The following is a 24015-nucleotide window of genomic DNA, read 5'->3' on the forward strand; positions in this document are numbered from 1 at the left end:
TTGCCATGCTTTTTGCCAGGCATTGGTCACAGTCATGGACGGAGAAAACGGATGGTTCAATCCCGGCTCGCTCGCTACGCCCGCATCTCAGGCTCGCTCTTGATCGCGGTTGCCGGTCTGGCCGGTTCCGCATCGCTGGCCTCGGCCGAAGACGTGATCCGCTTCGGCGCGCCGCTGCCGATCACCGGGCCCTTGGCGCCCGAAGCCGTCAAACAGCAGATGGGCTACAACCTCTGGGCCGAGGAGGCCAACAAGGCCGGCGGCATCAATGTTGGCGGCAGGAAGTACAAGGTCGAGATCGTCTACGCGGATTACCAGTCGAACACGCCGCGCTCGGTACAGACCACCGAGCAGATGATCACCCAGGACAAAATCAACTTCATGTTTGGCCCGTTCGGCTCCGGCGCCGCCAAGGCCGCCAGCACGATCTCCGAAAAATACAAGATGCCGACCATCGCGGCATCCGCCTCATCGTCGCAGGTCTATGACCAGGGGTACAAATATCTGTTTGGCACCTTCACGCCGAACGACACATTGACCACGCCGCTGACCCAGATCATCAAGGCCAAGGCGCCCGAGGTGAAGAAGGTGGCGATCCTGGCACGCAACGACCTGTTTCCCCTGGCGATCGCCCAGGAGATGGAGAAGTCCGCCAAAGCCAATGGCATCGAAGTCGCCTACTTCGAGAAATACGCGATCAACACGCTGGATCACTCCGGCACGCTGTCGCAGATCAAGTCGCTGGCGCCGCAGTGGATATTCGTCACCGGCTACACCAACGATCTCCTGCTGATCCGCAAGCAGATGGTTGACCAGCAGATGAAGGCCGCCGTGGTGACGATGATCGCCGGTCCGGCCTATCAGGAATTCATCGAGGCTGCCGGCCAGAGCGCCGAGAATATCTCGAGCGCTTCGTGGTGGCATCCGGCCGAGCAGTATGCCGGCAAGGACATTTTTGGCCAGACCTCGAATTTCGTGAAATTGTTCAGGGCCAAGTACAACAGCGATCCGGACTACGCCCAGGCCTCGGCCGCGCTGTGTGGCGCTTTGTTCCAGATGGCGATCGAGAAGGTCGGATCGCTGGACCGCGAGAAGGTCCGCGACGAACTGGCCAAGATGGACGTCGTGACGTTCTTCGGACCCGTAAGATTCGGTGCCAACGGCCAAATCAACTCGCTGGAGCCGCCGGTTTTCCAGATCCAGAATCAGAAGGCGGTGGTGCTGTTTCCGGATGCCATCAAGCAGGGCGAATTCAAGCTCGGCGTGAACTGAGGGCCGCGCCCGGCGAGGAATCCACATGCTGGCCGTCCAGGTCTTGATCAATGCCTTGGTGCTGGGATGTCTCTATGCCTGCATCGCCATCGGCTTCTCGCTGGTCTGGGGTGTCCTCAACGTCATCAACCTGATCCACGGCTCGTTTATCGTGCTCGGCGCGTACCTCGCGTGGGGCGCCTATCAATGGCTGGCGATCTCGCCATGGTATGCGCTGGTGATCGCGGCGCCGCTGTTCTTCGTGTTCGGCTATCTGCTGCAGCGGTTGTTGCTCAACCGCGTCATCACTGCGCCGGTGCTGGTGACGCTGACCCTGACCTTCGGGCTCGACCTGATCCTGAACAACGCGATGATCTACTATTTCAAAGCTGACTATCGCAAGCTGACGCTGAGCCCGCCGACCGGCTCGATCTCGCTGTTCGACGTGGTGGTGCCGGTCGATCGTCTGATCGCCACCGCATCCGCGCTGGTCTTGACGGGTCTGCTTTATCTGCTGCTGCGGCGCTCGAAAGTCGGCCGGGCCATTGTCGCGGTACGGCTCGATCGCGATGCCGCCGTGCTGATGGGCGTCGATGTCAAATCGATCTATGCCATTGCCTTCGGGCTCGGCGCGGCGCTGGCCGGCTGCGCGGGCGTGCTGATGGCGTTGATCTTCCCGATCTCGCCGCTGACATCGTCGGCCTATCTCGGCAAAGCGTTTGTGGTCTGCGTGCTCGGCGGCCTCGGCAGCGTGTCCGGGGCGCTGGCCGGCGGTTTGTTGCTGGCGCTGGTCGAAGGCGTCGGCTCGACGCTGATCGGACCGGCGCATGCCACCACGCTGTCCTTCGTGCTGCTGATTATCTTCCTGGTCGTACGTCCGCAGGGCCTGCTTGGCCGAAAGGGTTTTGAATGACCCGGGTCAATCTGGCACTACTGATCCTGATCGCCTGCGTGGCGTCGCTGCCGCTGTTCGGCGGCGCTTATGCGTTGCGAATCGGCACCATCGCCTGCATGTATGCGATCTTCGCGCTGTCCTGGAATGTCGTCGGCGGCTTTGCCGGCTATCCGTCTTTTGCCACCGCGGCGTTCTTCGGCTTCGGCGCCTATGCCACCGGCATTCTGCTCAACAAAAGCGTGCCGCTGAGTGTCGCGGTGATCGGCTCGCTGGTGATGTGCTTCCTGCTTGCCGCGGCGCTCGGCGCGGTGCTGCTGCGGCTGCGCGGGCATTATTTCGCGATCGCCAGCCTCTCATTGGTCGAGGTATTTCGCGAACTGGTCAACAACGCCACGGATCTGACCGGCGGCGGCATGGGGCTGAATATTCCGCTGGCGTCAGGCTCCGGCATTCTCGCCGATGCGACGTTCTTCTTCTATGCGATGTGGGGCCTGCTGCTGATCACGGCGGTGGTGGTGATCATCGTGTCGGCCTCAAAGCTCGGTTTCGGCCTGAACTGCATCCGGCAGAACGAGACGGCGTCCGATATGGTTGGCCTGAATTCCACGCTCTACAAGAGCGTGGCCTTCGGCCTGTCGGCGTGTTTCGTCGGCGCCGCCGGCGGCATCTATGCGGCGTGGGTGCATTACATCGACCCGTCCGACGTGTTCGACATCCTCTATTCGGTGAAGCCGATCGTGATGGCGCTGATGGGCGGGCTGGGGTCGCCGCTGGGTGTGGTCTGCGGCGCTTTCGTATACCTCGGCCTGGAGGAGGTGGTCTGGCGCAACTACATCCAGATCCATAGCGGCGTGCTCGGCGTGCTGATCATCATGCTGCTGCTGTTCCTGCCGCACGGCCTGATCTCGCTGCGCTCCGGCATGTTCTGGCGAAAGGCGAAGCATGTCTGAGATCCTTCACCTCAGCAACGTCTCGCGCCACTTCAGTGGCCTGCAGGCGCTGCGCGACGTCACGATATCTGTCAACAAGGGCGAGGTGCTCGGCCTGATCGGGCCGAACGGCGCCGGCAAGACCACGCTGGTCAACACCATCTGCGGCGTGACACCGGCAAGTTCAGGTGTTGTAACGTTCGACGGCAAGGACATCACCCGGGTGAAGACCTATCAGGCGGCGCGGCTCGGCCTGTCGCGTACCTTCCAGATCGTGCAGCCGTTTGCCGAATTCACCGCGCTCGACAATGTCGCAGCGGCTGCTTTGTTCTCGCAGCCCGGCGAAAGCCTCAAATCTGCGCGCGAGGAAGCACGCGCGCATCTTGCCTTCGTCGGCCTCGCCGCGCAGGCCAACCAGTCGGCGGCGACGTTGACGCTGGCGATGCGCAAGCGGCTTGAACTGGCCAAGGCGCTGGCGATGAAGCCGAAGCTGTTGTTTCTCGACGAGGTCAATGCCGGCCTCAACAGCGCCGAGGTGGAGCGCGCTACAAAGTTGATCCATCAGCTTGCCGCTGGCGGAATTACCATTGTGATGATCGAGCATTTGATGAAAGTGGTGCTCAACGTCTGCACCCGCATCGTCGTGCTGCACAACGGCCAGCTGATCGCCGACGGCCAGCCGCGCGACGTCATCAAGAACCCCGCTGTGGTCGATGCCTATCTCGGCCAGCAATACGCACACCGGAATGCCGCCAGTGGCTGATCCCCTGATCCTCGAACTGCAAGGTTTGCGCGCAGGCTACGGCGAGATCCAGGTGCTGTGGGGCATCGACATGGCGGTGCGCCGCGGTGAGATCACCGCGCTGATCGGCTCCAACGGCGCCGGCAAGACCACGCTGATGCGGACGCTGTCCGGGCTGATCCCGATGCAGGATGGCCATTACTTCTCCGAAGGCAGGGATCTGACAGGGGACACTGCCGCGCAGATTCTCGCCCATGGCATCGTCCACGTACCCGAAGGCCGGCGGCTGTTTGGCGCCATGAGCATCGAGGACAATTTGCTGATGGGCGCCTATTCGCGCAAGGCCAGCCGGGCCGAAATCGCACGCGATATGGAACGGGTCTACACGACGTTCCCGAAATTGATGGAGCGCCGCAACCAGGCCGCCGCGACGCTGTCCGGCGGTGAGCAGCAGATGTGCGCTATCGGCCGGGGGTTGATGAGCGCCCCGCGACTGCTCATGATCGACGAATTGTCGCTCGGCCTGTCGCCGTTGCTGGTCGAACAATTGGTCGCGGCGTTGCGGACGCTGAACGCCGAGGGCGTGTCGATCCTGTTGGTTGAGCAGGACGTCACCACCGCGCTCGACCTATGCCATTCCGCTTATATCATGGATATGGGCCGCATCGTGCGCACCGGCCTCGGTCCTGAATTGCTGGCCGATCCGATCATTCGCGACGCCTATCTCGGCGTCCTCGAAGACTGACCATCGTCATCGCGACGAATGCTTTTCATTCCATCCAAAGAGGCAATATGATCCAGACCGTCGAAGCAGCCAACAGTGGTTATCGTTTCATGCCCGGCGTCAGCCAGTATTCCTGCGGCGTCGGCGCGTTACCCGGTTTCACCCTCGAGCGCGTTCGCTTCTCCCGCGTGGTGCCGCTGAAGCAGGGTTTTGAGAAGATCGCCGAAGTCATCAAGAAGGCGGGCCGGCCGTTGACGTCGTTTGCCGCCTGCGAGCTGCGTTCGCCAGCGCCGTTCACCGAAGACGGCTTCAAGGCCTTCAACCAGATCTATATCAAAACGCTGATCGAATGGGGCGTGATGAAGGACGGCGTTAATCCTGTGGCGCGCAGCAACGTCTGTCCGAAGCTCGACCCGCCGTCCGAGCCGGGCTTTCACGCCTTCTCGTTCACCACTGTTGCGCCAGATTCGCCAGCGTCGTTCGTCGTGGCCGGCAGCGGCGAGTCTCAGGAAGGCAAGGCGAACTACCGCGACTATATTGTTCGGCTCGGCGATACCAGCCCGTCCGGCATGCTGGAAAAGGCCAAGTGGGTGCTCGACGAAATGGAGCGCCGCATGAGCGCGTTCTCCGGCGACTGGAGCCAGACTACCGGCGTTCAGCTTTACACCGTGCAGAACGTGTTCTCGGCGCTGGAGAGCGAACTCGGCCGCCGTGGGGTGTTCCGTAACGGCCTGACCTGGCATTTCAACCGCCCGCCGGTGGTCGATCTCGAATACGAGATGGATTGCCGCCGCGTCCATGTTGAGCGCGTGATCGAAAGCTGAATCGATGGCAACTCCGGCAATGATTGTTAAAGGCGAGATGCGCGTCGCGGTGGTCGGCCTGGGAGCGATCGGGCGGAGAGTCGTCAAAGCGCTGGATCGCGGCTTGGATGGGTTGGTGCTGGCTGCGGTCTCGGTTCAGGAGCCGGGGAAGCATCGAGACTTCCTCGCGACCTTGTCGAGGGCGCCTGCCATCCTGCCCATCGAAGACCTCTCCCAAGCCGCCGACGTAGTCATCGAATGCGCACCAAGCGCATTGCTGAAGTCAATTGTCCTTCCGTTTGTCAGCAAAGGAAAAACCGCGATCGTACTGAGCGCGGGGGCGCTTCTGGAGCATGACGACCTCATTCAGATCGCGAAACAGAGTGGCGGTCAGATCGTGGTACCGACTGGAGCCCTGATCGGCCTCGATGCCGTGACGGCCGCCGCAGAAGGGACGATCCATTCGGTGCGCATGATGACGCGCAAGCCGGTCACGGGTCTGGCCGGCGCCCCCTACATCGTCGAGAACAATATCGACATTGAAAATATCACCGAACCGCTGAAGATCTTCGACGGCACGGCGCGCGAAGCTGCGAGGGGATTCCCGGCCAACCTCAATGTCGCCGTCGCGCTCTCGCTCGCCGGAATCGGCCCGGACCGGACCAGACTTGAAATCTGGGCGGATCCCGCACTGACGCGCAATACCCATCGTATCGATGTGGAATCGGATTCTGCGAGCTTCGCGATGTCGATCGAAAATATTCCGTCCGAGAATCCGAAGACCGGTCGGATTACGGCCCTGTCAGTGATTGCCTATCTTCGCAAGCAACGATCCGCGCTTCGTATTGGAACGTGAACGAGCCCAAAGGTGGAGCCGGCTAGGGCGTATTCGTTTCCTCTTGGGTGGCACAAGTCGCACCTTCTTTAGAGCGAGTGCCCGGTCAATCGCTTTCTCGGCCACTGCCGCCGATTTACTGTGGGTTTGGCCGGTGATCACCACGTCCGCAATCGACTCGGACCATATCCACAAGACCCGCCCGATGTCTTAAACAGCCGTGTATTCGATGTTTCCGCACCTAAGCTGGTCAGCGTCTTTGGTATTGCTTGGTATTTAAATAAGGTTCCGCTTTGGGTTCCACCGCTTTGATGGCGATGCTGGCCAGCTTGATCCGGTGCCGAACCCCCGCCTTCCAAGCAGCCACGATCGCCATGGCCGCCGCGCGCTGCACCTCTGCAAACTTCGCTGCCTGTCCGGTGCGTTCGAGGTAATCCATCGCAATGTCGAGGGCCTCGTCCATCACGTAATCAAAGTCGCCGATAGGCCACGGGTACATGGCATGCTCCGAGACTTTTCTTGGAAACAAAAACGCCAAGGCCTGCCAAGCGTTCCTTTTGGGGGGCCGACTACTCGAACAGGTGCGCCCCGGTTTGCGTGAACGACCGCCGTACGAATGCGGCGTGAGCCGGCCGTGCGCGATGGCGGCGGCCACCGCCTCGCCATTCCTCGCCGCCAGCCGCCAAGAACCGGCTCGCATCTGTATGCAGCCGGCTAAGGCTCAGAACTCTGGCGATTTAAACAGCGAAAAACCAACCCCCAAGGTCGTCAAATACTGGCGGACACGCTAGACGCGGTGCAGACATTCAGGAGGGAATGTTGCTTCGCCGCCCGGCCAAGCGATGGTCACTAGCTCGCCAGTCTCAACAACTAAACCGATTGGACTTCCGCTATTCAGTCGGACACGTTCCCCTAGATTCAAGGGTATGCGACGGCTCGCGACCGTCCATCTCCTCTCTAGGAGAAGGTCACTGGTAGGAATGCGGAGAACCTTTGGTTTCATTTCCAAGACTCCGCAACTAGGATGCACTTTCTAATTCCACCTAACCGGAGGCGATATGTTCAAGGTCGGCGACACAGTGCGTCTTAATCGGGCGGTCAATTAATGACCGTCACCGCCATCGGAAGCGATGAAGAAGGAGACCAGATGCTGTGGACTCTTGGTTCGTGAATACCAAAGAGGAATGGGGTCACTTTCCCGCCTCATCTCTGATGCAGATTATGGCGCGGTCTCAGTTTAGATTGGTTTAATGCCCGGCCTTACTTACCCGGCTTTTCTTTGCTCTCTTTGTCGCCTTCCCGACTCTATATTTTTCCTTCAGCGGCTTTGGCGGCGTGTTGAAAGCGCTCTTATTCGTTCAGGATCTCGCGTGCTTTCGTCCGAGCCTGTTCAAGCGTCAGCGCGAACGCTTCTCGGATCAGACCATCTCCGCCTTTCACTTAGCGGTAGTCGCGCGAGCTGACGAATCTGATTGGCGATGTTCCGTGGTCGCTTCATTGCGGTTTGATCGTCGCATTGCCGCTTAGCCGATGCTGAGCTTCAGTGCCTTGAGCAAAGAATGAATAGACGCGTGCGGCATCACTTGCCAGAGCGGCTCTCACGCCGTCTGATCGCGCTCGGACATGGATGCCCGCAAAACTTACGTCCGCTAACTGCCGCAAAGCGCCGGCGCAAAGGGACGCCGACATGCTTCGGCTGAGTGACGAGCGCGTGTTACTGGCTGAAACGATCAGTTTCTGCTCAGTTGCAGGCGGCTTCCGAAAATTTATTGTTTCGTGAGTTTCGTGATTGTCTTCGTCCCGCCCGTTTCGCTGACGGAAAATGTGACTTTGTCGCCCGCGTGTACTGTGTTCAACAAGCCGTCTTGTACTTTGAATTGTTCCGTAGCTCCGCCGGTATTCGCTCCGACGGTGCCGCTTGGCGTCTGTCGAATTGCGATGGTCCCACTAATCCGATCGATTGTGGTGACCGTTCCGGTAAGCGCTTGCTGGGCCAACGTCGCCGAACTGATGACGGTGAGCATAGAACCAGCCAAAACCATCTTTGCCAGTCTCATCCAAGATTTCTCCGGCTTTTGGACAGTCGGAGATAAGCCGGAATGAGCGGATTTGTTCCCTGGTGGGTACGCCACAAGTCGAAGGAATGCTGAGTTCCCTATTCGGGATTCATCTTGGGATGCCGCCCCGTGTTCGCTTCGTTGCTGGGCCGATCTCAGTCCCTTGGCCCATATCGTAGAAGCGCCTCAAGGGTGAGCCCCTTGCCGACCGCGCCGAAGGTGTCACCTTCGACGATGCGGGCCGACGGCGCCGCCTTCGTGATGGCTTTGCGGACATGGGCGAGTCTCACCGACCCGCCGGTCAGGAATACGGCGTCGATGTCGCTCGCGGACAACTGTGCCTGCGCGAGGCAGACCTTGATGCGGGCCCCGATGCGCTCAGCCAGTTGCCGTGTATGGCTCACAAGATCGGGTCGACCGATGGCGGCGCTGAGGCCTGGCGCGACCCATTCCAGCGGGATGTCTGCCCGGCGCGTGTCGGATAGAGCAATCTTGGCTTCCTCAACCTCCATCGCCAGCGTATGGCCGCGCTGTTCGTCGACCACCCGCACCAGCCGATCGAGCAGGACCGTCTCGCTGGCATCCTGGCGAACCTGACGGATATCCGCGATCACGCGCGGTTCGTACATGCGGTTGATGTTCGACCAGGTCGCTAGGTCGTGGAAATAACTCGAAGGCACATCGAGGCCGGGACGCTTCATGGCGCTGCCGAAACCGAACAACGGCATGATGACGCCGAGACTGAGTTGGCGATCGAAATCGGTGCCGCCGATACGTACACCATCGTTGGCAAGAATATCTGCGGCGCGGTCGATCTTGCCGTGACGCTCCGGTCCCAGGCGCACCATCGAGAAATCCGAGGTGCCACCGCCGATGTCGGCGATTAATGCGATCTCTTCAGTTGATATCTGTCGCTCGTAGTCCAGCGCGGCGGCAATCGGCTCAAACTGGAACGTGACCTCATCGAAGCCGACCTCGCGGGCGATCTCACGCAGGGTTCGTTCCGCCTTGCGGTCGGCATCCGGTGCGTTGTCGACGAAGTGCACCGGCCTGCCATGCACGACGTCGCGCAACTCGCGACCGGTGGCCTGCTCGGCGCGCCGTTTCACCGCGCCCAGATAATAAGCGATCACGTCGCGAAAGCTGGTCCGCTCGCGCCCGAGTCGCGTGGTTTCGTCGATCAGCGACGTGCCGAGCACCGTTTTGAGGCTGCGCATCAGCCGGCCGGGTGCGCCCTCGACATAGGCCTCGATCGCCTTACGTCCGATCAGCACGGCACCATCGACTTCATAGAAAATCGCGCTGGGGATCGTGGTCTGGCCGGTTTCCAGCGCTGTCAGAACCGGCTCACGGCCAGCAATGGTGCCGAGCGTCGTATTTGACGTCCCGAAATCGAGTCCGCAGATTGACATGAGCGCTCCAGGAAGGAGCGTTCGTCTACACATTTAAGCGCCATCGATCCACCCTTATCTCGTCGCTTGATGCATGCGCGCCCATCCACAGATCAATTTGTTTCGTGCCACGGGTTGCTGAATCAATAGGCGATGGTCCATAAACGTCCTCCCGCTGTCGGCGTTTTCACCCGCCGCGGCTGCCCAGAAAGATCGCGCGTGGCAAACATCAATCGGCAGATCGCGGAAGAACTCGGCGTTCGCGAACAACAGGTCGAGGCGACGGTGGCGCTGCTCGATGGAGGCGCCACCGTCCCGTTCGTTGCGCGATACCGCAAGGAAATCACCGGCGCGCTCGACGATGCGCAATTGCGCACTCTGGAAGAGCGCCTGAACTATCTACGCGAACTGGAAGAGCGTCGCGTCGCGGTTCTCAACTCGGTTCGTGAACAGGGCAAGCTGGATGCCGCGCTCGAAGCGGCAATCCTGGCGGCCGACAGCAAGGGTCGCCTGGAAGACATCTACCTCCCGTTCAAGCCGAAGCGCCGCACCAAGGCCGAGATCGCCAAAGAGGCGGGGCTGGAGCCGCTGGCCGCCTTGTTGCTGACGCAGCCGGAGAACGATCCGCAGGCCGTGGCCGCACCGTTCATCAACGCCGACAAGCAGGTGGCGGATGCCGTGGCCGCGCTCGACGGCGCGCGAGCCATTCTAGTCGAACGATTCGCCGAAGACGCCGACCTGATCGGCGCGCTGCGCGAACAGATGTGGTCGAACGGCCTGATGGCCTCAACGGTGCGCACCGGTAAAAAAACCGCGGGCGAGAAATTTAAGGACTATTTCGATTTCAGCGAGCCGCTCACCAAACTGCCATCGCACCGCATCCTCGCAATGTTCCGCGGCGAGAAAGAAGAGATCCTAGAGCTGCAGATGCTGCCCGAGCCGGCCGCGACTACGCCGGCCGCGGTCAGTTCTTATGAACTGAAGATCATGCAGAGATTCGCGATTTCCGATCAGGGCCGGCCCGGCGACAAATGGCTGACGGAAACCGTGCGCTGGGCCTGGCGCACCAAAATCCAGATTCATCTCAACATCGATTTGCGGATGCGGCTGTGGACCGCGGCCGAGCAGGAAGCGGTACGCGTGTTCGCGTCAAATCTGCGCGACCTCTTGTTGGCGGCGCCGGCGGGCGCACGCGTCACCATGGGCCTCGATCCCGGTTTCCGCTCCGGCGTCAAAGTCGCCGTCGTCGATACTACCGGCAAGGTGGTTGCGACGACGACGATCTATCCGCACGAGCCGGCGCGGCGTTGGGACGAAGCGCTGGGGATGCTGGGCAAGCTCGCCGTGCAACATCGCGTCGATTTGATTGCGATCGGCAACGGCACTGCGTCGCGCGAAACCGACAAGCTCGCCATGGATCTGGTGAAGCTGCTGCCGGACCTGAAGATGTCAAAGATCGTGGTGTCGGAAGCCGGCGCCTCGGTCTATTCGGCGTCGGCCTTTGCGTCCGAGGAATTGCCCGAACTCGACGTCACATTGCGCGGTGCGGTGTCGATCGCGCGGCGGCTGCAGGACCCGCTGGCTGAACTGGTCAAGATCGATCCGAAGGCGATCGGCGTCGGACAATATCAGCATGACCTTGGCGAGAGCAAACTGGCGCGCGCGCTCGATGCGGTGGTGGAGGATTGCGTCAATGCGGTCGGAGTCGATGCCAACATCGCCTCGGCGCCGCTGCTGGCGCGGGTATCGGGGATTGGCACTGGGCTGGCGCAAACCATCGTCCAGCACCGCGACGCCAATGGGCCGTTCAAGTCACGCAGGGCACTGAAGCAGGTACCGCGGCTCGGGCCGAAGGCGTTCGAGCAATGCGCTGGCTTCCTGCGCATCACGGGTGGCGACGATCCACTCGATGCCTCCGGCGTCCATCCGGAGGCCTATCCCATCGTGCGCAAAATTCTTGCCGCGACGAAGAGCGACATCAAGGCGCTGATCGGCAACGCGGAGCTCCTGCGGCAGGTCAAGCCACAGAGCTTCGTCGATGCTACCTTTGGTTTGCCGACTGTGACCGACATTCTGCGCGAACTGGAAAAGCCCGGCCGCGATCCGCGCCCGGCGTTCAAGGCCGCAGTGTTCAAAGAGGGTGTCGAGACGCTGAAGGATCTCAAACGCGGCATGATCCTCGAAGGCACGGTAACCAACGTTGCGGCATTCGGCGCCTTCGTCGATATCGGCGTGCATCAGGATGGGCTGGTGCACATCTCGGCGATGTCGAAGTCCTTCATCAAGGATCCGCGCGAGGTGGTGAAGTCGGGCGACATCATCAAGGTGAAGGTGCTCGAGGTTGAGGTCGCCCGCAAGCGCATCGCGCTGACGCTGCGTCTCGATGACGAACCCGGCGGCAGGAGCGAGCGTCCGGCGCAAGGCATGCCGCGCGAAAAGTCCCGCGCGTCGGTGACATCGTCGGCGGCGCGCAAGCCGCAACAGCCGTCCGGCGGCGGAGCGCTCGCCGAAGCCTTGCGCCGCGCCAATGATAAAAGCGGGAGCGGCAAGACCAAGGCTTGATTGGAGTGCAGCCGGCCGAGCCGGGCGCTTCTGCGGACTTATGGCCGCCATGCACGCTGGGCGTACTCGCGTCACATCGCCAATCTGGCCCAGCATCTTTCGAAGGGCTCGATGGCAGGTTTGCCAAATCTGCGCAAATCGTTCGCGAACGGAAGCTTGAGGGCGATTCGGCCCAATGGCTGAGGCCATGCATCCTTGGTGCGCGCGGTGGTCTCTTTGGCGATAGCAGACGTAGGACGGATGCTTAAATCAGGTCTTTTTCCTCTTGACCGCCTTTTGGCGGCGTGGGCCTCTGCCGCATTTCGTATGGATCTAGCGTAACTGTCTGCGGCGTTATCGGCAGAAATTTGCAACCTCTTGGCGATGGCAGCTCCTTGCAACATAGTGTTTTTGGCGATCTGCTTATATCTTTCCTTGGTCTCCCTGTCCTTGGTTTTGGCAGCGAGACTGATATATCGATCACGCCGACTTTTTGCCGCGGCCATGAGACCTTTATGCTGTTGCTTCGCAAGGTGCCGAATCACGACATCCAGATCGGCGTCCGCCATCGATTATTTCCTCAAGTACCAAAACATTCCATATGATCAAGTATGCAACGGCGGAGGGGACTTTGCAATTCTGCGGCTGGCGAATGGGCCATCTGCTCTCAAGCGGGCGACCATCGGATTGTTGACGCGGTACCCCAGTTATTTTGCGAATTCGTTGAGTTCGGATGGGGAACAAACACTTTGATAAAAATTCGAACGAGGATAGGTAAGGGACCGATCCATCAGGAGGAGCCAATGTCGAGAATTGTCAGGCAACTAAGTCTTTTTTTCGCAAGCGCGCTTTTCGTTGGAGCGCTGGTTGCGACTGCGCAGGCGAAGGAAAGGGTCAAGGTCGGCTTCATCGGGCCGTTGACCGGAGGCGTTTCAGTCAACGGGATCGGCGGTCGAAACTCCGCTGAACTAGCTGTCAAGCTGCGCAATGCCGATGCGAAAGCGAAATACGAATACGAGCTCGTCGTGCTCGATGACGAATGCAAGCCGAACGTAGCCGTGCAGGTCGCCACCAAGATGGCGGCGGACAAGGAAATCATCGCCGGGGCCACGCATTATTGCTCCGCCACCGCGATCGCTACCGTCGATATCTATCACAAATTCGGCTTCCCGATTATCGTGTGGGGCGCCGTGCTGCCGGACATCACCTACCGGAGCAAGTATGCGGAGGTGCATCGCGTTAACGGGACCATGATCGACCAGAACGATGCCAATGCCGAACTCATCACCAAGCTCGGTTTCAAGAATGTCGCGGTGATCCACGACACCACTGATTATGGCAAGGGTCACAACGCGTATTTCAGCAAATCTCTCGCCAAGCTGGGCGGCAAGATCGTCGGCACGTTCGGCGTCACCGCGGACCAGCAGGACTTCACCGCCGAACTGACCCAGATCAAGTCCCTCAATCCGGAGGTGGTCTATTTCGGTGGGCTTACGCCGATCGGCGTCCGCGTCCGCTCGCAGATGGACAAGCTTGGCATCAAGAGCGTGTTCGACGGCACCTCGGGCATCGTGTCGGAAGCTTTCATCCAGGGGCTCGGACCGCTCGCCGAAGGCGCGCTCGCGTTCCGTGAAGGCGCTTCGACCGAGAAGCTGCCGGGCGGGAAATTCTTCCTGGAGAAGTATGCCGCACAGAAGTACGACAATCCGCCGGAAGCTTACGGCGCTTTCTCTTATGCCGCTATGGACCTGATCCTCGACTCGATCGAAAAAGTCGGGCCGGATCGCAAGAAGGTCATTGAGGAACTGGCGAACGTAAGAGACCGCGACTCCATCATCGGCAAGATCACGTTCGACGATCACGGCCAGAATACCGTGGCCTTGATCACCAAATATGTGGTGCAGGACGGCAAGTTCGTGGAGTGGGACGATAGCGAATACGCCACGGGCAGGCGCAAGCTTCCCGGACAGAAATAGCCAACAGCGGGACGGGCGGCACCAGCTCCCGTCCCGCTTCCGCCTTCGCGGTGCGCACAGGATCAGAAAAAAATGGATGTGGGGCTCCTCTCGCAATACATCATGAACGGTCTCATGCTCGGCATGATGTATACGCTCGTCGCGGTCGGCTTCACGCTGTTCTTCGGTGTGCTCGATATCATCAAGTTCTCGCATGGTGATGTGCTGACGGTCGGCGCCTTCACGGGGCTAGCGACCTATATCGGCCTGCGCTCGGTCGGAGTCAGCTCCACCCCGCTGTTGCTGCTTGCGGTACTGGTCGTCGCGATCCTCGCCATGGCGGCGCTCGGCATGCTGATCGCGCGCTACCTGGTGCTGCCGCTGCGCTCGGCGCCGGCGCTCAACACACTGCTGATCACGTTGATGCTCGGCACGGTGCTGCGCGAAATGGTTCGGCTGTTCTACCCGCAAGGCGCCAACCCGAAACCGTTCCCGGCCTTGCTTCCAACTGATTCAATCAACCTCGGCCAGTTCAACCTGCGGCTCGACAACGCCATCATGCTCGCGGCCGGCGTCACGATCATCGTCGGGCTGCGGCTTTTGCTCAACCGTACCAAGCTCGGTCTCGCCATCCGCGCGGTGGCGCAGGATGAAGAGACCGCGCGAACGATGGGTATCAACTTCACCGCCATCGTGCTGATCACGTTCGCGATCGGGTCGGCGTTGGCCGCCATCGGTGGCGTGATGAACGGCCTGTATTACAACGAAATCAATTTCGGCATGGGGCTGCTGCTCGGCGTGATCGGCTTTTCCGCCGCGATCATCGGCGGGCTCGGGAGCATCTACGGTGCCATCCTGGGCGGCTTCCTGTTCGCGGCGTTGCAGACCATCGGCGCCGTCGCGCTGCCGTTCGCCAGCGCCTACAAGGACGTGTTTGCCTTCACCGTCGTGATCGCGCTGATGGCTTGGCGTCCGACCGGACTGATTCAAGAAAAAATCAGTGAGCGGGTCTGAGCGCATGCCGGAAGTCAAGCAGGAACCGCAGGCTCCCTTGTTGCCGGGCGTTGTCGCTGTGGCGCTCTCGACTGCGTATCTGATCGCGCTGCTGGCTGTCGAAAAGCAGCCGCTCGTCATTGGCCTGCTGGCATTCGGCATCGTCGCCGTGCTCGTCGCCCATTACATGGACTGGCTCGATCCGGTAGGCCGAAGTTTTGCCGAGCGCGAGGGTGTGCTCAGCGCATACGCGGTCCTCGCCGCCTGCGTGGTGGCGGCGTTCTTCCACGACAATCATTTCGTGCTGCTGCTGTTCGTCACCGTATTGCTCTATGCAGTGGCGACGCTCGGGCTGAATATCGAATTCGGCTATGCCGGCGTGCTTAACTTCGCGGGTGCGTCGTTCTTCGGCATCGGCGCTTATACCTCGGCGGTGCTCAATACCTACACTGCCGTGCCTCACCTCCTGGTGCTCCTGATCGGCGGGACGCTTGCCGCGCTGATTGGTTCGCTGCTGCTGCTCCCGGTGTTGCGCACGCGCGGTCATTATGCGGCGCTGGTCACCATCGCATTTGCGCTGCTGCTCAAGACATTCCTGGAAGTCAACGACGTGCTCGGCGGACCACAGGGCATGCAGGTCAAGGGCATGAGCATCCTCGGCTGGTCGTTCAACGATAATTTCGAGATCGGCAAGATCGAGATGTCGTTCTATCTCAACTATTTTGTGATCAGCATGCTGCTGTTGTGCGGCACCTTCGTCCTGGTGCGGCGGCTGGAACGGTCATGGATCGGGCTCGACCTCGATGCGATACGGCTCGATGAGACCGCAGCGAGTTGCTTCGGACTGGATATCGCGCGCTGGAAGATCACCGCCTTCGTGCTCGGCAATTTCGTTATCGGCCTCGCCGGCGCGCTCTTCGGCATGGTCGGCGGCTTCGTTGCTCCCAACAACTACACCTTCGCCGATTCGCTGATCATGGTGTCAATCCTGCTGCTCGGTGGCATAGGCAACCCATGGGGCGTGGTGGTAGCGACCTTCATCGTCGTGGTCTTGCCGGAGAAATTGCAGACCATCCAGGAATACCGCTTCCTCCTGTATGCCTTGATCGTGATCGTGGTGCTGCTGTTCCGTCCTGAGGGGCTGCTGCCGCGGCCGGTACGGCGTTATTTCCCCGGGGGGCGGGCATGACCTATTTGCTGGAGGCTCGCGGGCTGACCCGGAAGTTCGGCGGCGTCGTGGCGCTGGACAATCTTGATCTTACGGTAGTGCCCAACGAAATCATCGGCCTGATCGGACCCAATGGGTCGGGCAAAACGACATTCTTCAACGTCGTCACCGGAATCTACGGCGCGCACGGCGGCTCCGTCACCTTCGACGGCGCGGACATTACGCGCGCCTCGTCGCGCGCCGTCTATCACGCCGGCGTTTCCCGCACCTTTCAGCGCTCGCGGCTGTCGCTGCCGTTGTCGATCTTCGACAACATCATGATCGGCAACCACAAGCGGCTCAATCAAGGGCTCTGGTTCAACCTGGTCCGCCGCGGCGAATTCAAGCGCGAGTTCGAGGTCAATTATGCCGCAGCCCGCACGCTCATCGAAGTATTCGAGCCGCGGCTTGCCGAGCGGATGTTCGAGCCGGTCGCCGGGCTGCCGATGATCGACCGGCGCCGCATCGAGATCTGCCGCGCGCTGATCAGTCAGCCAAAGCTGCTCTTGCTCGACGAGCCGTCGGCCGGAATGACGCATGACGAGACCAAGGAATTAATGGACGACATTCTGCAGGTCCGCGATCTCAATCGGAACCTCACCATCGTTATCGTTGAGCACGAGATGGGGTTGATCGAGCGTATCACCGACCGTTGCGTGGTGCTCAATTTCGGCCGCAAGATCGCGGAAGGGCCGTACCGTCAGGTCGCCGTCGACCGGCAGGTGCAGGAAGCCTATCTGGGGGTGGAGTAGATGACCGGCCGATTGGAAATCGAGGGCGTCTACACCGCTTATGACAAGGCGGACGTTCTCGAAGGCATTTCGCTCAAGGTAGAGCCTGGGCGCATCACCTGTCTGCTAGGTTCCAACGGCTCCGGCAAAACCACGCTGATCCGCTCGATCCTGGGGCTGACGCCGCCGCGCGCGGGCCATATCGTATTTGACGGTCAGGACATCACCGCGCTGCCGACCCACAAGGTTATCGCCGCGGGCGTGGCCTGCATCCCCGAAGGCCGCAAAGTTTTTCCCAAGCTTACGGTCGAGGAGAACCTGCGGCTCGGCGCCTATCAGGAACCCTCCAATGCAGTTACCGAGGAGCGCATGGCGGAAATCTTTCGTTTGTTCCCGCGCCTGGCCGAACGCCGGATACAGCTCGCCGGCACCATGTCGGGCGGCGAGCAGGCCATGGTCTCGATCGGCCGGGGCCTAATGCGGGCTCCGAAGCTGTTGCTGATCGACGAGCCTTCGCTCGGCTTGTCGCCGCTTTTCGTCAAGGAGAACTTCAACATCATCCGCAAGATCAACGAGCGTGGCATTTCGATCTTTCTTGTGGAGCAAAATGTGCATCAAACGCTCGCCATCTCCGACTACGGATATGTTTTGTCCAAGGGCAGGGTGGTGATGGAAGGTACGCCAAGCGAGATCGGCAAGACCAAAGAAGTCCAGCAAGCCTATTTTGGCTGAGTCACCAGCTCTCTATGTAACGCGAAGTGCGCCAAACCAACCACTGCATACGGAAAAAATGCTTGGCGTCAGTGTCTCGTGAGCCTCTGGAAGGCAATCCAACAATCTCGAACGGGAGGGCCTGGGACTTCAAACGAGGGTGCCCCTGGGTGCACGGCGTCGCGCCCACCGCTCCGCGGCTGAACCGGCTGCGGAAGCCGCAGTCTCAGCGGTCCACCGGAGCGGCTGCCTAGGGTATGCCGCGCCAGGCGAGCACCCCGTCGCCGGCTTCCGCGCCGCGTATCTTTCCTGTGGCCGTCTCAACGAGAGGGGTCACCGCGGGTCAGACTCGAAAGTGCTTGACCGCAAACTCAGCGCGTTTCGCCTCGGGAAGCCAACCTGAGCTCATGCGTCGCCGCGCGAGTTCGAGGATTTTCGTGGCACTGGAAACATGCCCCAGTGCGAATAGCTGATCCACTCATCGGGATCGATCGTGAACGCAGAGCGTGATGCGATTACCGTCGATTTCATGGTTGTCCCCTTTGTTGTACGAACATTGCCCACATAAGAGACGACCAAACCGTCACCACTAAATTTTTGCTTAGGCGTGGCGGAAAGTGCAACCTCGTTCAGCAGCTTGCGCCGCTCTATATCTTTCTCTCAACCGGGGCTGGTTGCGAAATGACTGATGCAGCACCTTAAAAAAACGGTGTGGCGGTTTCGTGCAGCGAGTGACCAAAGCGTTCAGGGACCAGCCCCGAATTTGAAAGTTTGGATCAACTACAATGCAGGTCGAAAATGCAGTTCCTGCTCAATGATGATGATTTGCTGCTGATAGTTGACGTGCAGAATGATTTCTGTCCTGGCGGTGCGCTCGCGGTGGCCGACGGCGATGCCGTGGTGCCGGTCATCAATCGCCTCGCCGAGCGCTTCGATCATGTCGTGTTGACCCAGGATTGGCACCCGCCGGGCCATAGCTCCTTCGCCACTTCACATCCCGGCTCTGCACCTTTTGAAACCATCAGCATGCCTTATGGCCAGCAAACGCTTTGGCCCGAGCACTGCGTGCAGGGCACGCCAGGGGCCGCCTTTCATCCGCAACTGGCGACGAAGCCGTCAGAGCTGGTGATCCGGAAAGGCTTCCGCACCGAAATCGATTCCTATTCCGCATTCTATGAAAACGACCGCCGCACTCCCACTGGGTTGGCTGGCTATTTGCGCGAGCGCAGCTTGCGGCGTCTCTTCCTCGTCGGGCTCGCGACCGACTTTTGCGTCCATTACTCCGCCCTCGATGCGCGCCGGCTCGGCTTCGACACCGTCGTTGTCGAGACCGGGTGCCGGGCCATCGATCTGGCGGGTTCGCTCGATGCCGCCTGGGCCGCGATGGCTGCGGCCGGCGTGCAGCGCATCAACGATCTTGGCTAACGCGTTCCGCAACAGCCCGCCATCGGACTTGATCCGAGGGTAGGTACCGCCCGGCACTAGTACGGAAATTGCGATTTGGCAGCCGGGCGGAGCCGTTAGGATCGTCTCGGAAGAATAAACTCGAATTTAGAAGACCCAGGTTTGAAGGCGATGCAATATTCGATGGTTGGCGCAAAATTGTTTGCGTCGCGCATTGCGGCCCGGAGATGAACCGGTGCCCTCTGGAGGCGCAGACGCGCGGATCGTTCTGAGGATTGAGCATGCAGCACATTACAGTGACGGGAGCGCCTTTCATGGGCGACACCAATTTGAGGTCAACGGCGAAGCCTCGTGGACGACCGATCCATAGAATGCTGGTGTCGTTTTCCGTCGCATATTTCGCGGGTGCTCTCGTCACCGATCTTGTCTACTGGCAGATCCCCGATGTGCTGTGGGAGAGGTTCTCCATCTGGCTGATCACCGCCGGTCTGATCATCGCGGGCTTTGCCACCATCGCTTACGTGATCGACCTTGCAGGCGGCAGACAAATCGATAGGCCCGCCTGGCCTCGCGTAATTGGCTACGCTGTCGCTGTCTTGCTCTCGCTGGTAAATGCCTTCGTTCACAGCCGCGACGGTTACACCGCAGTGGTGCCGACGGGCCTGATGCTTTCCGGGCTCGTCGTCGTCGTTCTCTTATTGACGGCCTGGGTTGTTATGGCCCTGGAAAATCGCCAACGCATTGGAAGAAAAGCATGATGCACGCGCTCAAGATTGCACGTTCGGAGAAACTACCGCGTATCGCCGTTCTCTTTGTCGCCGTCGCAGGGTTGGGACTCGCCGGCTGTGATGATCATGCCGGCGACCCGAAAGGACAGATCGGCGCCAATCCCGTGCTGCCCGCGCTGCAGCAGTATCTGATGCCGCCGATACGGGTCGCAAAGGTTGTCGGATGGGGAAAGGACGAAACTCCCGCGGTGGCGGAGGGATTGCAGGTCCATGCATTGGCTAGCGGCTTTGAACATCCGCGGTCTCTCTACGTCCTCCCTAATGGAGACGTGTTGGTAGTTGAGAGCAATGGTCCGAAAGCGCCGGTACACAGGCCCAAGGACATCATCACCGGCTGGGTACAGTCGTTCGCCGGCGCCAAGGCAAAGGACGCAAACCGCATCACGCTGTTGCGCGGTGCCAATGGTGACGGCGCTCCCGAACTGCGAACCGTGTTCCTGGACCACCTCAATTCGCCATTTGGCGTTGCCCTGGTTGGTCACGATCTTTATGTCGCCAACACCGATGCCATCGTCCGCTATCCGTATCAAGATGGACAGACCAGCATCACTGCCGCAGGCACCAAGGTTACCGATCTTCCTGGCGGACCGATCGATCATCACTGGACGAAGGCCCTGTTGGCCGGTCCGGACGGCTCCAAGCTCTATGTCGGGGTCGGATCGAACAGCAACGTCGGCGAAAACGGAATTGGCGCCGAATACGAACGAGCCGCGATATGGGAGGTCGACGTTGCATCGGGCGCGCACCGCATCTTCGCCAGCGGAATTCGCAATCCCACCGGGCTGCAGTGGGAGCCTGAAACCGGCAAACTCTGGGCGATCGCCAACGAACGCGACGAGATCGGTCCCGACCTGGTTCCGGATTATTTGACGTCGGTAAAGGACGGAGGCTTCTATGGGTGGCCCTATAGCTACTATGGCCAGCACCTGGACCCACGGATCGAACCGCAGCGGCCCGATCTGGTGGCGTCAGCGATCGCACCGGACTACGCGCTAAGCTCTCACGTAGCGCCATTGGGCTTAGCCATGTACACAGGCACCGATCTTCCCGCAAACTTCCACGGTGGTGCGTTCGTGGGCGAACACGGAAGCTGGAATCGAACGCCTCTTAACGGCTACAAAGTTGTCTTCGTGCCCTTTAACGGCGGACGGCCTAGCGGTCCGGCGCAGGATGTCGTCACCGGCTTCCTCGACGCGAACAATCACGCGCGCGGAAGGCCGGTTGGTTTGGCCGTCGACCGGACCGGCGGACTACTGATCGCTGACGATGTTGGAAACACGGTTTGGCGGGTGTCATCTAATAATGCCCATTCTGCGTCCAACAACTGACGATAACAGGCGATCGAACGGCATTGCGCCCGTCGTCGGGACGAAACGGCTCGGCGAGAGTGGGGCGCCACCAAATACCGAACTCAAGTCGCCTCGAATGGGGGCGAGCACACAAAAGGCCTAGCCATTCAACTAGGCCTGCCGGGACAGCTCGCTTCAAATACGGGCGGCACGGCGGACATTGATATGTTCGCGCTAATGTCAGGGAAGTGCAGCACACTTAAAATCGCGGGACGCGATTTCGCGTGCAAGTCCGTTGTAGTGATCGCCGAGATTTTTTTCAGCGGAAGGCGCCAACGTCGCGATATGTGCTGATCATTACTCCAAAGGCCTCGGCAATCAGCTCATCGGGAAAGGCATCCGGGTCAGCGCGGTGTCGTCGGGAAATACCTATTTTGAGGGCGGCATCTCGCAGAGTATCGAGCGCGGCATGCCTGATCTCTACAAGCCGGCGATGTCGTTGAACCCGACAAATCGTATGGGCGCGCCGCAGGACATCGCGGCTGGCGTCGTCTTCCTGGCAAGTCCGGTGGCGAGCCGCTTTTCCGGCACGAACCTGATTGTCGATGGTGCGCTGACTATGGCTGTCTGATCCGGGCCCTGCCGCGGGCCGGGCGGTTCGGGAGCTCTTGCGAGAGCAAAATCGGGTCGCCATCTGATATGCGAAGGAATACCCCGATGTTGGATTTTACCCAGGATACCCTCAACAAAGACCCGTCGTCGCAAGCAACCAAACAACCCGCCGCCAGCGACCAGGTCTTACTCGATGCCTATTCCAATGCCGTGATCAGCGTGACCGAACGCGTCGGACCCGCGGTGGTTCGCGTTGAAACCGGGCCGAAGCAGCGAAACGCGCGCGAGCGCGGCGGGCTAGGCTCCGGGATCGTGATCTCGCCGGATGGACTCGTGCTGACCAACAGCCACGTGGTTGGGTCGTCGAAAGAGATCAGGCTGCGAGACAATGAAGGCATCATCACCGATGCGCGGGTGCTCGGCGTCGATCCAGACACCGATCTGGCACTGCTGCGCGCCGACGGCGTGCGGGATTTGCGTTACGCTTCGCTCGGCAATTCCAGGAGTCTGCGCCGCGGCCAGCTTGTGATCGCGATTGGCAATCCGCTAGGATTCGAGTCGACGGTTACGGCGGGCGTGGTGTCGGCGCTGGGGCGCTCGATCCGTTCGGTGAGTGGCCGGACTATCGAGGACGTCATTCAGACCGACGCCGCGCTCAATCCCGGCAATTCCGGCGGGCCATTGGTGTCATCCGCGGCCGAGGTGATCGGCATCAACACGGCGATCATCAGCGGCGCGCAAGGCATCTGTTTTGCGGTCGCCAGCAATACCGCGCAATTTGTCCTGTCCGAAATCATCCGCCATGGCTATGTCCGGCGCGCCTATATCGGGGTGTCCGGCCAGACCGTGCCGATCCCAAGAAGGCATGCGGTGGTAGCCGGCGTCGAAAACAAGATGGGCGCCCTGCTGGCGCAGATCGAACCGGGCGGGCCGGCGGCGCGAGCCGGATTGCTGCCGGGCGATGTCGTAATCAAACTGGACGGCATTGATGTCAACGGCGTCGACGATCTGATCCGAGCCCTGGACCGCGACCGCATCAATCGTTCGGTTGAGATGGATGTGCTGCGCATGGGCCGGTTGCGGGCAATCGACATCCATCCGATCGAACGCAGGCCGTCAGCCCGGTAGAATTGCTGTTCGTGGTCTACGGAGATGCTATATTTTCCGTGTAGTCAGGCGAAACAGCAGGTTCCGAAGCCTTGCGATCACGCAGAAATCACGCTCATGCGGATTCCTAGTACAGCAGGGTCTAGAAGCCGTCGCGACGGACAGGGGAAACAATGACTGCGATCATCTACAACTTTGATCGGCTGGGCGAGGACAGTTCAGTTGATGAAACCGAAAGGCTTTTCTCGGCTTTGGGCCGGTACACCATCGCAGAACTTCTCGAATTGCTATATGTCGGGGAGGAGCAGGGGTTTTTCGAGTTGACGCGTGGACTATTTGGGCTGTCCGACGAGAGTCGATTTATTCTCCAGCAGTTTCTTGCAACTGCGCCGCTCCAGAAAATAACTGCGACGATCGATCCCGACGGAAGATGCATCCTTGCTCCTGCGACTTGCGAACGGGAAAGTCCCAGTGAAGGAATTGTGCGTTAGCGCTGTCGCGCCGCAAGGTAGCGAGCGTCGACAAGAAATCCGGCTCGCAGGGTTGGCGCCGGCGGCTTCGCGACAGACGTTCTGCGGCAGCCCGCGGCATTGCTGGTGCGTTGATCAGGATCACCCGGTGGTTCGTATGGCCCCCTTTCGGGCAACAAGCTTTTTTGGTGCGCCCTAGTCTCCAAAGCCCGCTATTCGCACAGCTTTCAACAGATTCGAACTGCACAAAAAAACCAGCAAATGACATGATTTTCGGCGTTCAAAATCATGATGTTGTCACAACTGGAGAATGAGAATAAGACCGCCTTGATATTGGGATCACTGCAATGCTTGCCACCCTAATCCTGTCCTCGGTGTTCATCGGCGGCTTCTTCCTTGGATACGGAACCCGCGCCTGGCGGTCGAACAAGCATCACGCGCGACCGTCTTATAAGGCCAGCTCGCACACCAGTACGTTCGGGCACGCTCGCCGCGCATTCTGACTTTGCCGGCAAGCAATCCTGCCACTGGCCGAGAGGCCTGCTCTTGGAAGCGAGCCGCTTCCCGGAATGGCTGGAGA

Annotated in this window: 24 protein-coding genes; 19 read left to right on the top strand and 5 right to left on the bottom strand. The window is 60.3% G+C overall.

The features are described from left to right. Positions 1–51 precede the first annotated feature (51 nt). Genes N554_RS0131255 through N554_RS0131285 form a run of 7 tightly spaced genes read left to right on the top strand, consistent with a single transcriptional unit; the run spans position 52 to position 6200 of the window. Complete coding sequence (locus tag N554_RS0131255) at positions 52–1272, top strand: amino acid ABC transporter substrate-binding protein (RefSeq protein ID WP_029587027.1); 1221 nt, start codon at positions 52–54, stop codon at positions 1270–1272. Positions 1273–1297: 25 nt separating this feature from the next. Continuing rightward, positions 1298–2164 carry a branched-chain amino acid ABC transporter permease gene (locus N554_RS0131260; RefSeq protein WP_029587028.1) on the top strand — a complete coding sequence of 289 codons (867 nt, stop codon included), beginning with the start codon at positions 1298–1300 and terminating at the stop codon, positions 2162–2164. Beyond that, entirely contained in the window at positions 2161–3096 is a 936-nt protein-coding gene (locus N554_RS0131265) for a branched-chain amino acid ABC transporter permease (protein WP_029587029.1), read from the top strand. The genes N554_RS0131260 and N554_RS0131265 overlap by 4 nt, the downstream gene beginning before the upstream one ends. Further along, a complete protein-coding gene (locus tag N554_RS0131270) occupies positions 3089–3838 on the top strand; it encodes an ABC transporter ATP-binding protein (RefSeq protein WP_029587030.1) in 750 nt (249 codons plus the stop codon). The genes N554_RS0131265 and N554_RS0131270 overlap by 8 nt, the downstream gene beginning before the upstream one ends. Then, positions 3822–4562 (top strand): ABC transporter ATP-binding protein, encoded by a 741-nt coding sequence (locus N554_RS0131275; RefSeq protein ID WP_371259540.1) that lies wholly within the window; start codon positions 3822–3824, stop codon positions 4560–4562. Before N554_RS0131270 ends, N554_RS0131275 begins: the two co-directional genes overlap by 17 nt. A 47-nt stretch (positions 4563–4609) precedes the next feature. After that, positions 4610–5365, top strand: coding sequence for a 2-amino-5-chloromuconate deaminase CnbZ (locus N554_RS0131280; RefSeq protein WP_029587032.1), 756 nt, complete (start codon positions 4610–4612; stop codon positions 5363–5365). Positions 5366–5369: 4 nt separating this feature from the next. Continuing rightward, a complete protein-coding gene (locus tag N554_RS0131285) occupies positions 5370–6200 on the top strand; it encodes an aspartate dehydrogenase (RefSeq protein WP_245283772.1) in 831 nt (276 codons plus the stop codon). A gap of 229 nt (positions 6201–6429) precedes the next feature. Here the strand turns inward: N554_RS0131285 and N554_RS0131290 are convergent, their stop codons facing one another. The 3 genes from N554_RS0131290 to N554_RS0131305 all read right to left on the bottom strand — a co-directional run bounded on the left by N554_RS0131290 (position 6430) and on the right by N554_RS0131305 (position 9648). Beyond that, positions 6430–6678 carry a hypothetical protein gene (locus N554_RS0131290; protein WP_029587034.1) on the bottom strand — a complete coding sequence of 83 codons (249 nt, stop codon included), beginning with the start codon at positions 6676–6678 and terminating at the stop codon, positions 6430–6432. Positions 6679–7945: 1267 nt separating this feature from the next. Continuing rightward, positions 7946–8236 carry a copper-binding protein gene (locus N554_RS0131300; protein ID WP_029587035.1) on the bottom strand — a complete coding sequence of 97 codons (291 nt, stop codon included), beginning with the start codon at positions 8234–8236 and terminating at the stop codon, positions 7946–7948. 155 nt (positions 8237–8391) lie between these two features. Further along, positions 8392–9648, bottom strand: coding sequence for an Hsp70 family protein (locus N554_RS0131305; protein WP_029587036.1), 1257 nt, complete (start codon positions 9646–9648; stop codon positions 8392–8394). Between the two features lie 198 nt (positions 9649–9846). Here N554_RS0131305 and N554_RS0131310 point away from each other — a divergent pair, with 198 nt between their 5' ends. Beyond that, positions 9847–12189, top strand: a complete 2343-nt coding sequence (locus N554_RS0131310; protein WP_029587037.1) for a Tex family protein — start codon at positions 9847–9849, stop codon at positions 12187–12189. Positions 12190–12260: 71 nt separating this feature from the next. Here N554_RS0131310 and N554_RS36865 read toward each other — a convergent pair whose 3' ends face one another. Continuing rightward, positions 12261–12737, bottom strand: a complete 477-nt coding sequence (locus N554_RS36865) for a hypothetical protein (RefSeq protein WP_197033821.1) — start codon at positions 12735–12737, stop codon at positions 12261–12263. A 234-nt stretch (positions 12738–12971) separates the two neighbouring features. On the opposite strand from N554_RS36865, the gene N554_RS0131320 reads away from it, so the two are divergent. The 5 genes from N554_RS0131320 to N554_RS0131340 all read left to right on the top strand — a co-directional run bounded on the left by N554_RS0131320 (position 12972) and on the right by N554_RS0131340 (position 17786). Beyond that, positions 12972–14144 carry a branched-chain amino acid ABC transporter substrate-binding protein gene (locus N554_RS0131320; protein WP_029587039.1) on the top strand — a complete coding sequence of 391 codons (1173 nt, stop codon included), beginning with the start codon at positions 12972–12974 and terminating at the stop codon, positions 14142–14144. Positions 14145–14216: 72 nt separating this feature from the next. Continuing rightward, a complete protein-coding gene (locus tag N554_RS0131325; protein WP_029587040.1) occupies positions 14217–15137 on the top strand; it encodes a branched-chain amino acid ABC transporter permease in 921 nt (306 codons plus the stop codon). Next, the gene (locus N554_RS0131330; RefSeq protein ID WP_245283773.1) at positions 15124–16305 is read left to right on the top strand and encodes a branched-chain amino acid ABC transporter permease; all 1182 of its coding nucleotides are present in this window, start codon (positions 15124–15126) and stop codon (positions 16303–16305) included. The genes N554_RS0131325 and N554_RS0131330 overlap by 14 nt, the downstream gene beginning before the upstream one ends. Beyond that, positions 16302–17075, top strand: a complete 774-nt coding sequence (locus N554_RS0131335; RefSeq protein ID WP_029587042.1) for an ABC transporter ATP-binding protein — start codon at positions 16302–16304, stop codon at positions 17073–17075. Before N554_RS0131330 ends, N554_RS0131335 begins: the two co-directional genes overlap by 4 nt. After that, positions 17076–17786, top strand: coding sequence for an ABC transporter ATP-binding protein (locus N554_RS0131340; RefSeq protein ID WP_029587043.1), 711 nt, complete (start codon positions 17076–17078; stop codon positions 17784–17786). A gap of 384 nt (positions 17787–18170) precedes the next feature. Here the strand turns inward: N554_RS0131340 and N554_RS42800 are convergent, their stop codons facing one another. Beyond that, entirely contained in the window at positions 18171–18296 is a 126-nt protein-coding gene (locus N554_RS42800) for a hypothetical protein (protein WP_256378771.1), read from the bottom strand. Between the two features lie 267 nt (positions 18297–18563). Between N554_RS42800 and pncA the strand changes: the two genes are divergently transcribed. The 6 genes from pncA to N554_RS0131375 all read left to right on the top strand — a co-directional run bounded on the left by pncA (position 18564) and on the right by N554_RS0131375 (position 23456). After that, on the top strand, positions 18564–19190 hold the full coding sequence (gene pncA, locus N554_RS0131350; protein ID WP_029587044.1) for a bifunctional nicotinamidase/pyrazinamidase: 627 nt from the start codon (positions 18564–18566) through the stop codon (positions 19188–19190). Positions 19191–19483: 293 nt separating this feature from the next. Further along, a complete protein-coding gene (locus N554_RS0131355) occupies positions 19484–19927 on the top strand; it encodes a DUF2231 domain-containing protein (protein ID WP_029587045.1) in 444 nt (147 codons plus the stop codon). Further along, a complete protein-coding gene (locus N554_RS0131360; RefSeq protein WP_081851532.1) occupies positions 19927–21285 on the top strand; it encodes a PQQ-dependent sugar dehydrogenase in 1359 nt (452 codons plus the stop codon). The genes N554_RS0131355 and N554_RS0131360 overlap by 1 nt, the downstream gene beginning before the upstream one ends. Before the next feature lie 304 nt (positions 21286–21589). Further along, entirely contained in the window at positions 21590–21877 is a 288-nt protein-coding gene (locus N554_RS36870; protein WP_081851524.1) for an SDR family oxidoreductase, read from the top strand. Between the two features lie 86 nt (positions 21878–21963). Further along, the gene (locus N554_RS0131370; protein ID WP_029587048.1) at positions 21964–22986 is read left to right on the top strand and encodes a S1C family serine protease; all 1023 of its coding nucleotides are present in this window, start codon (positions 21964–21966) and stop codon (positions 22984–22986) included. Positions 22987–23138: 152 nt separating this feature from the next. Beyond that, entirely contained in the window at positions 23139–23456 is a 318-nt protein-coding gene (locus tag N554_RS0131375; protein WP_029587049.1) for a hypothetical protein, read from the top strand. Positions 23457–24015: the final 559 nt, after the last annotated feature.

The sequence above is a fragment of the Bradyrhizobium sp. URHD0069 genome (assembly GCF_000701345.1).
Classification (GTDB): domain Bacteria; phylum Pseudomonadota; class Alphaproteobacteria; order Rhizobiales; family Xanthobacteraceae; genus Bradyrhizobium.

Bases quoted from the DNA above. Each gene is read 5' to 3' on its own strand.
- N554_RS0131255 (WP_029587027.1), top strand. From the start codon at position 52: ATGGTTCAATCCCGGCTCGCTCGCTACGCCCGCATCTCAGGCTCGCTC.
- N554_RS0131260 (WP_029587028.1), top strand. From the start codon at position 1,298: ATGCTGGCCGTCCAGGTCTTGATCAATGCCTTGGTGCTGGGATGTCTC.
- N554_RS0131265 (WP_029587029.1), top strand. From the start codon at position 2,161: ATGACCCGGGTCAATCTGGCACTACTGATCCTGATCGCCTGCGTGGCG.
- N554_RS0131270 (WP_029587030.1), top strand. From the start codon at position 3,089: ATGTCTGAGATCCTTCACCTCAGCAACGTCTCGCGCCACTTCAGTGGC.
- N554_RS0131275 (WP_371259540.1), top strand. From the start codon at position 3,822: ATGCCGCCAGTGGCTGATCCCCTGATCCTCGAACTGCAAGGTTTGCGC.
- N554_RS0131280 (WP_029587032.1), top strand. From the start codon at position 4,610: ATGATCCAGACCGTCGAAGCAGCCAACAGTGGTTATCGTTTCATGCCC.
- N554_RS0131285 (WP_245283772.1), top strand. From the start codon at position 5,370: ATGGCAACTCCGGCAATGATTGTTAAAGGCGAGATGCGCGTCGCGGTG.
- N554_RS0131290 (WP_029587034.1), bottom strand. From the start codon at position 6,678: ATGTACCCGTGGCCTATCGGCGACTTTGATTACGTGATGGACGAGGCC.
- N554_RS0131300 (WP_029587035.1), bottom strand. From the start codon at position 8,236: ATGAGACTGGCAAAGATGGTTTTGGCTGGTTCTATGCTCACCGTCATC.
- N554_RS0131305 (WP_029587036.1), bottom strand. From the start codon at position 9,648: ATGTCAATCTGCGGACTCGATTTCGGGACGTCAAATACGACGCTCGGC.
- N554_RS36865 (WP_197033821.1), bottom strand. From the start codon at position 12,737: ATGGCGGACGCCGATCTGGATGTCGTGATTCGGCACCTTGCGAAGCAA.
- N554_RS0131320 (WP_029587039.1), top strand. From the start codon at position 12,972: ATGTCGAGAATTGTCAGGCAACTAAGTCTTTTTTTCGCAAGCGCGCTT.
- N554_RS0131325 (WP_029587040.1), top strand. From the start codon at position 14,217: ATGGATGTGGGGCTCCTCTCGCAATACATCATGAACGGTCTCATGCTC.
- N554_RS0131335 (WP_029587042.1), top strand. From the start codon at position 16,302: ATGACCTATTTGCTGGAGGCTCGCGGGCTGACCCGGAAGTTCGGCGGC.
- N554_RS0131340 (WP_029587043.1), top strand. From the start codon at position 17,076: ATGACCGGCCGATTGGAAATCGAGGGCGTCTACACCGCTTATGACAAG.
- N554_RS42800 (WP_256378771.1), bottom strand. From the start codon at position 18,296: ATGAAATCGACGGTAATCGCATCACGCTCTGCGTTCACGATCGATCCC.
- pncA (WP_029587044.1), top strand. From the start codon at position 18,564: ATGCAGTTCCTGCTCAATGATGATGATTTGCTGCTGATAGTTGACGTG.
- N554_RS0131355 (WP_029587045.1), top strand. From the start codon at position 19,484: ATGGGCGACACCAATTTGAGGTCAACGGCGAAGCCTCGTGGACGACCG.
- N554_RS0131360 (WP_081851532.1), top strand. From the start codon at position 19,927: ATGCACGCGCTCAAGATTGCACGTTCGGAGAAACTACCGCGTATCGCC.
- N554_RS0131370 (WP_029587048.1), top strand. From the start codon at position 21,964: ATGTTGGATTTTACCCAGGATACCCTCAACAAAGACCCGTCGTCGCAA.
- N554_RS0131375 (WP_029587049.1), top strand. From the start codon at position 23,139: ATGACTGCGATCATCTACAACTTTGATCGGCTGGGCGAGGACAGTTCA.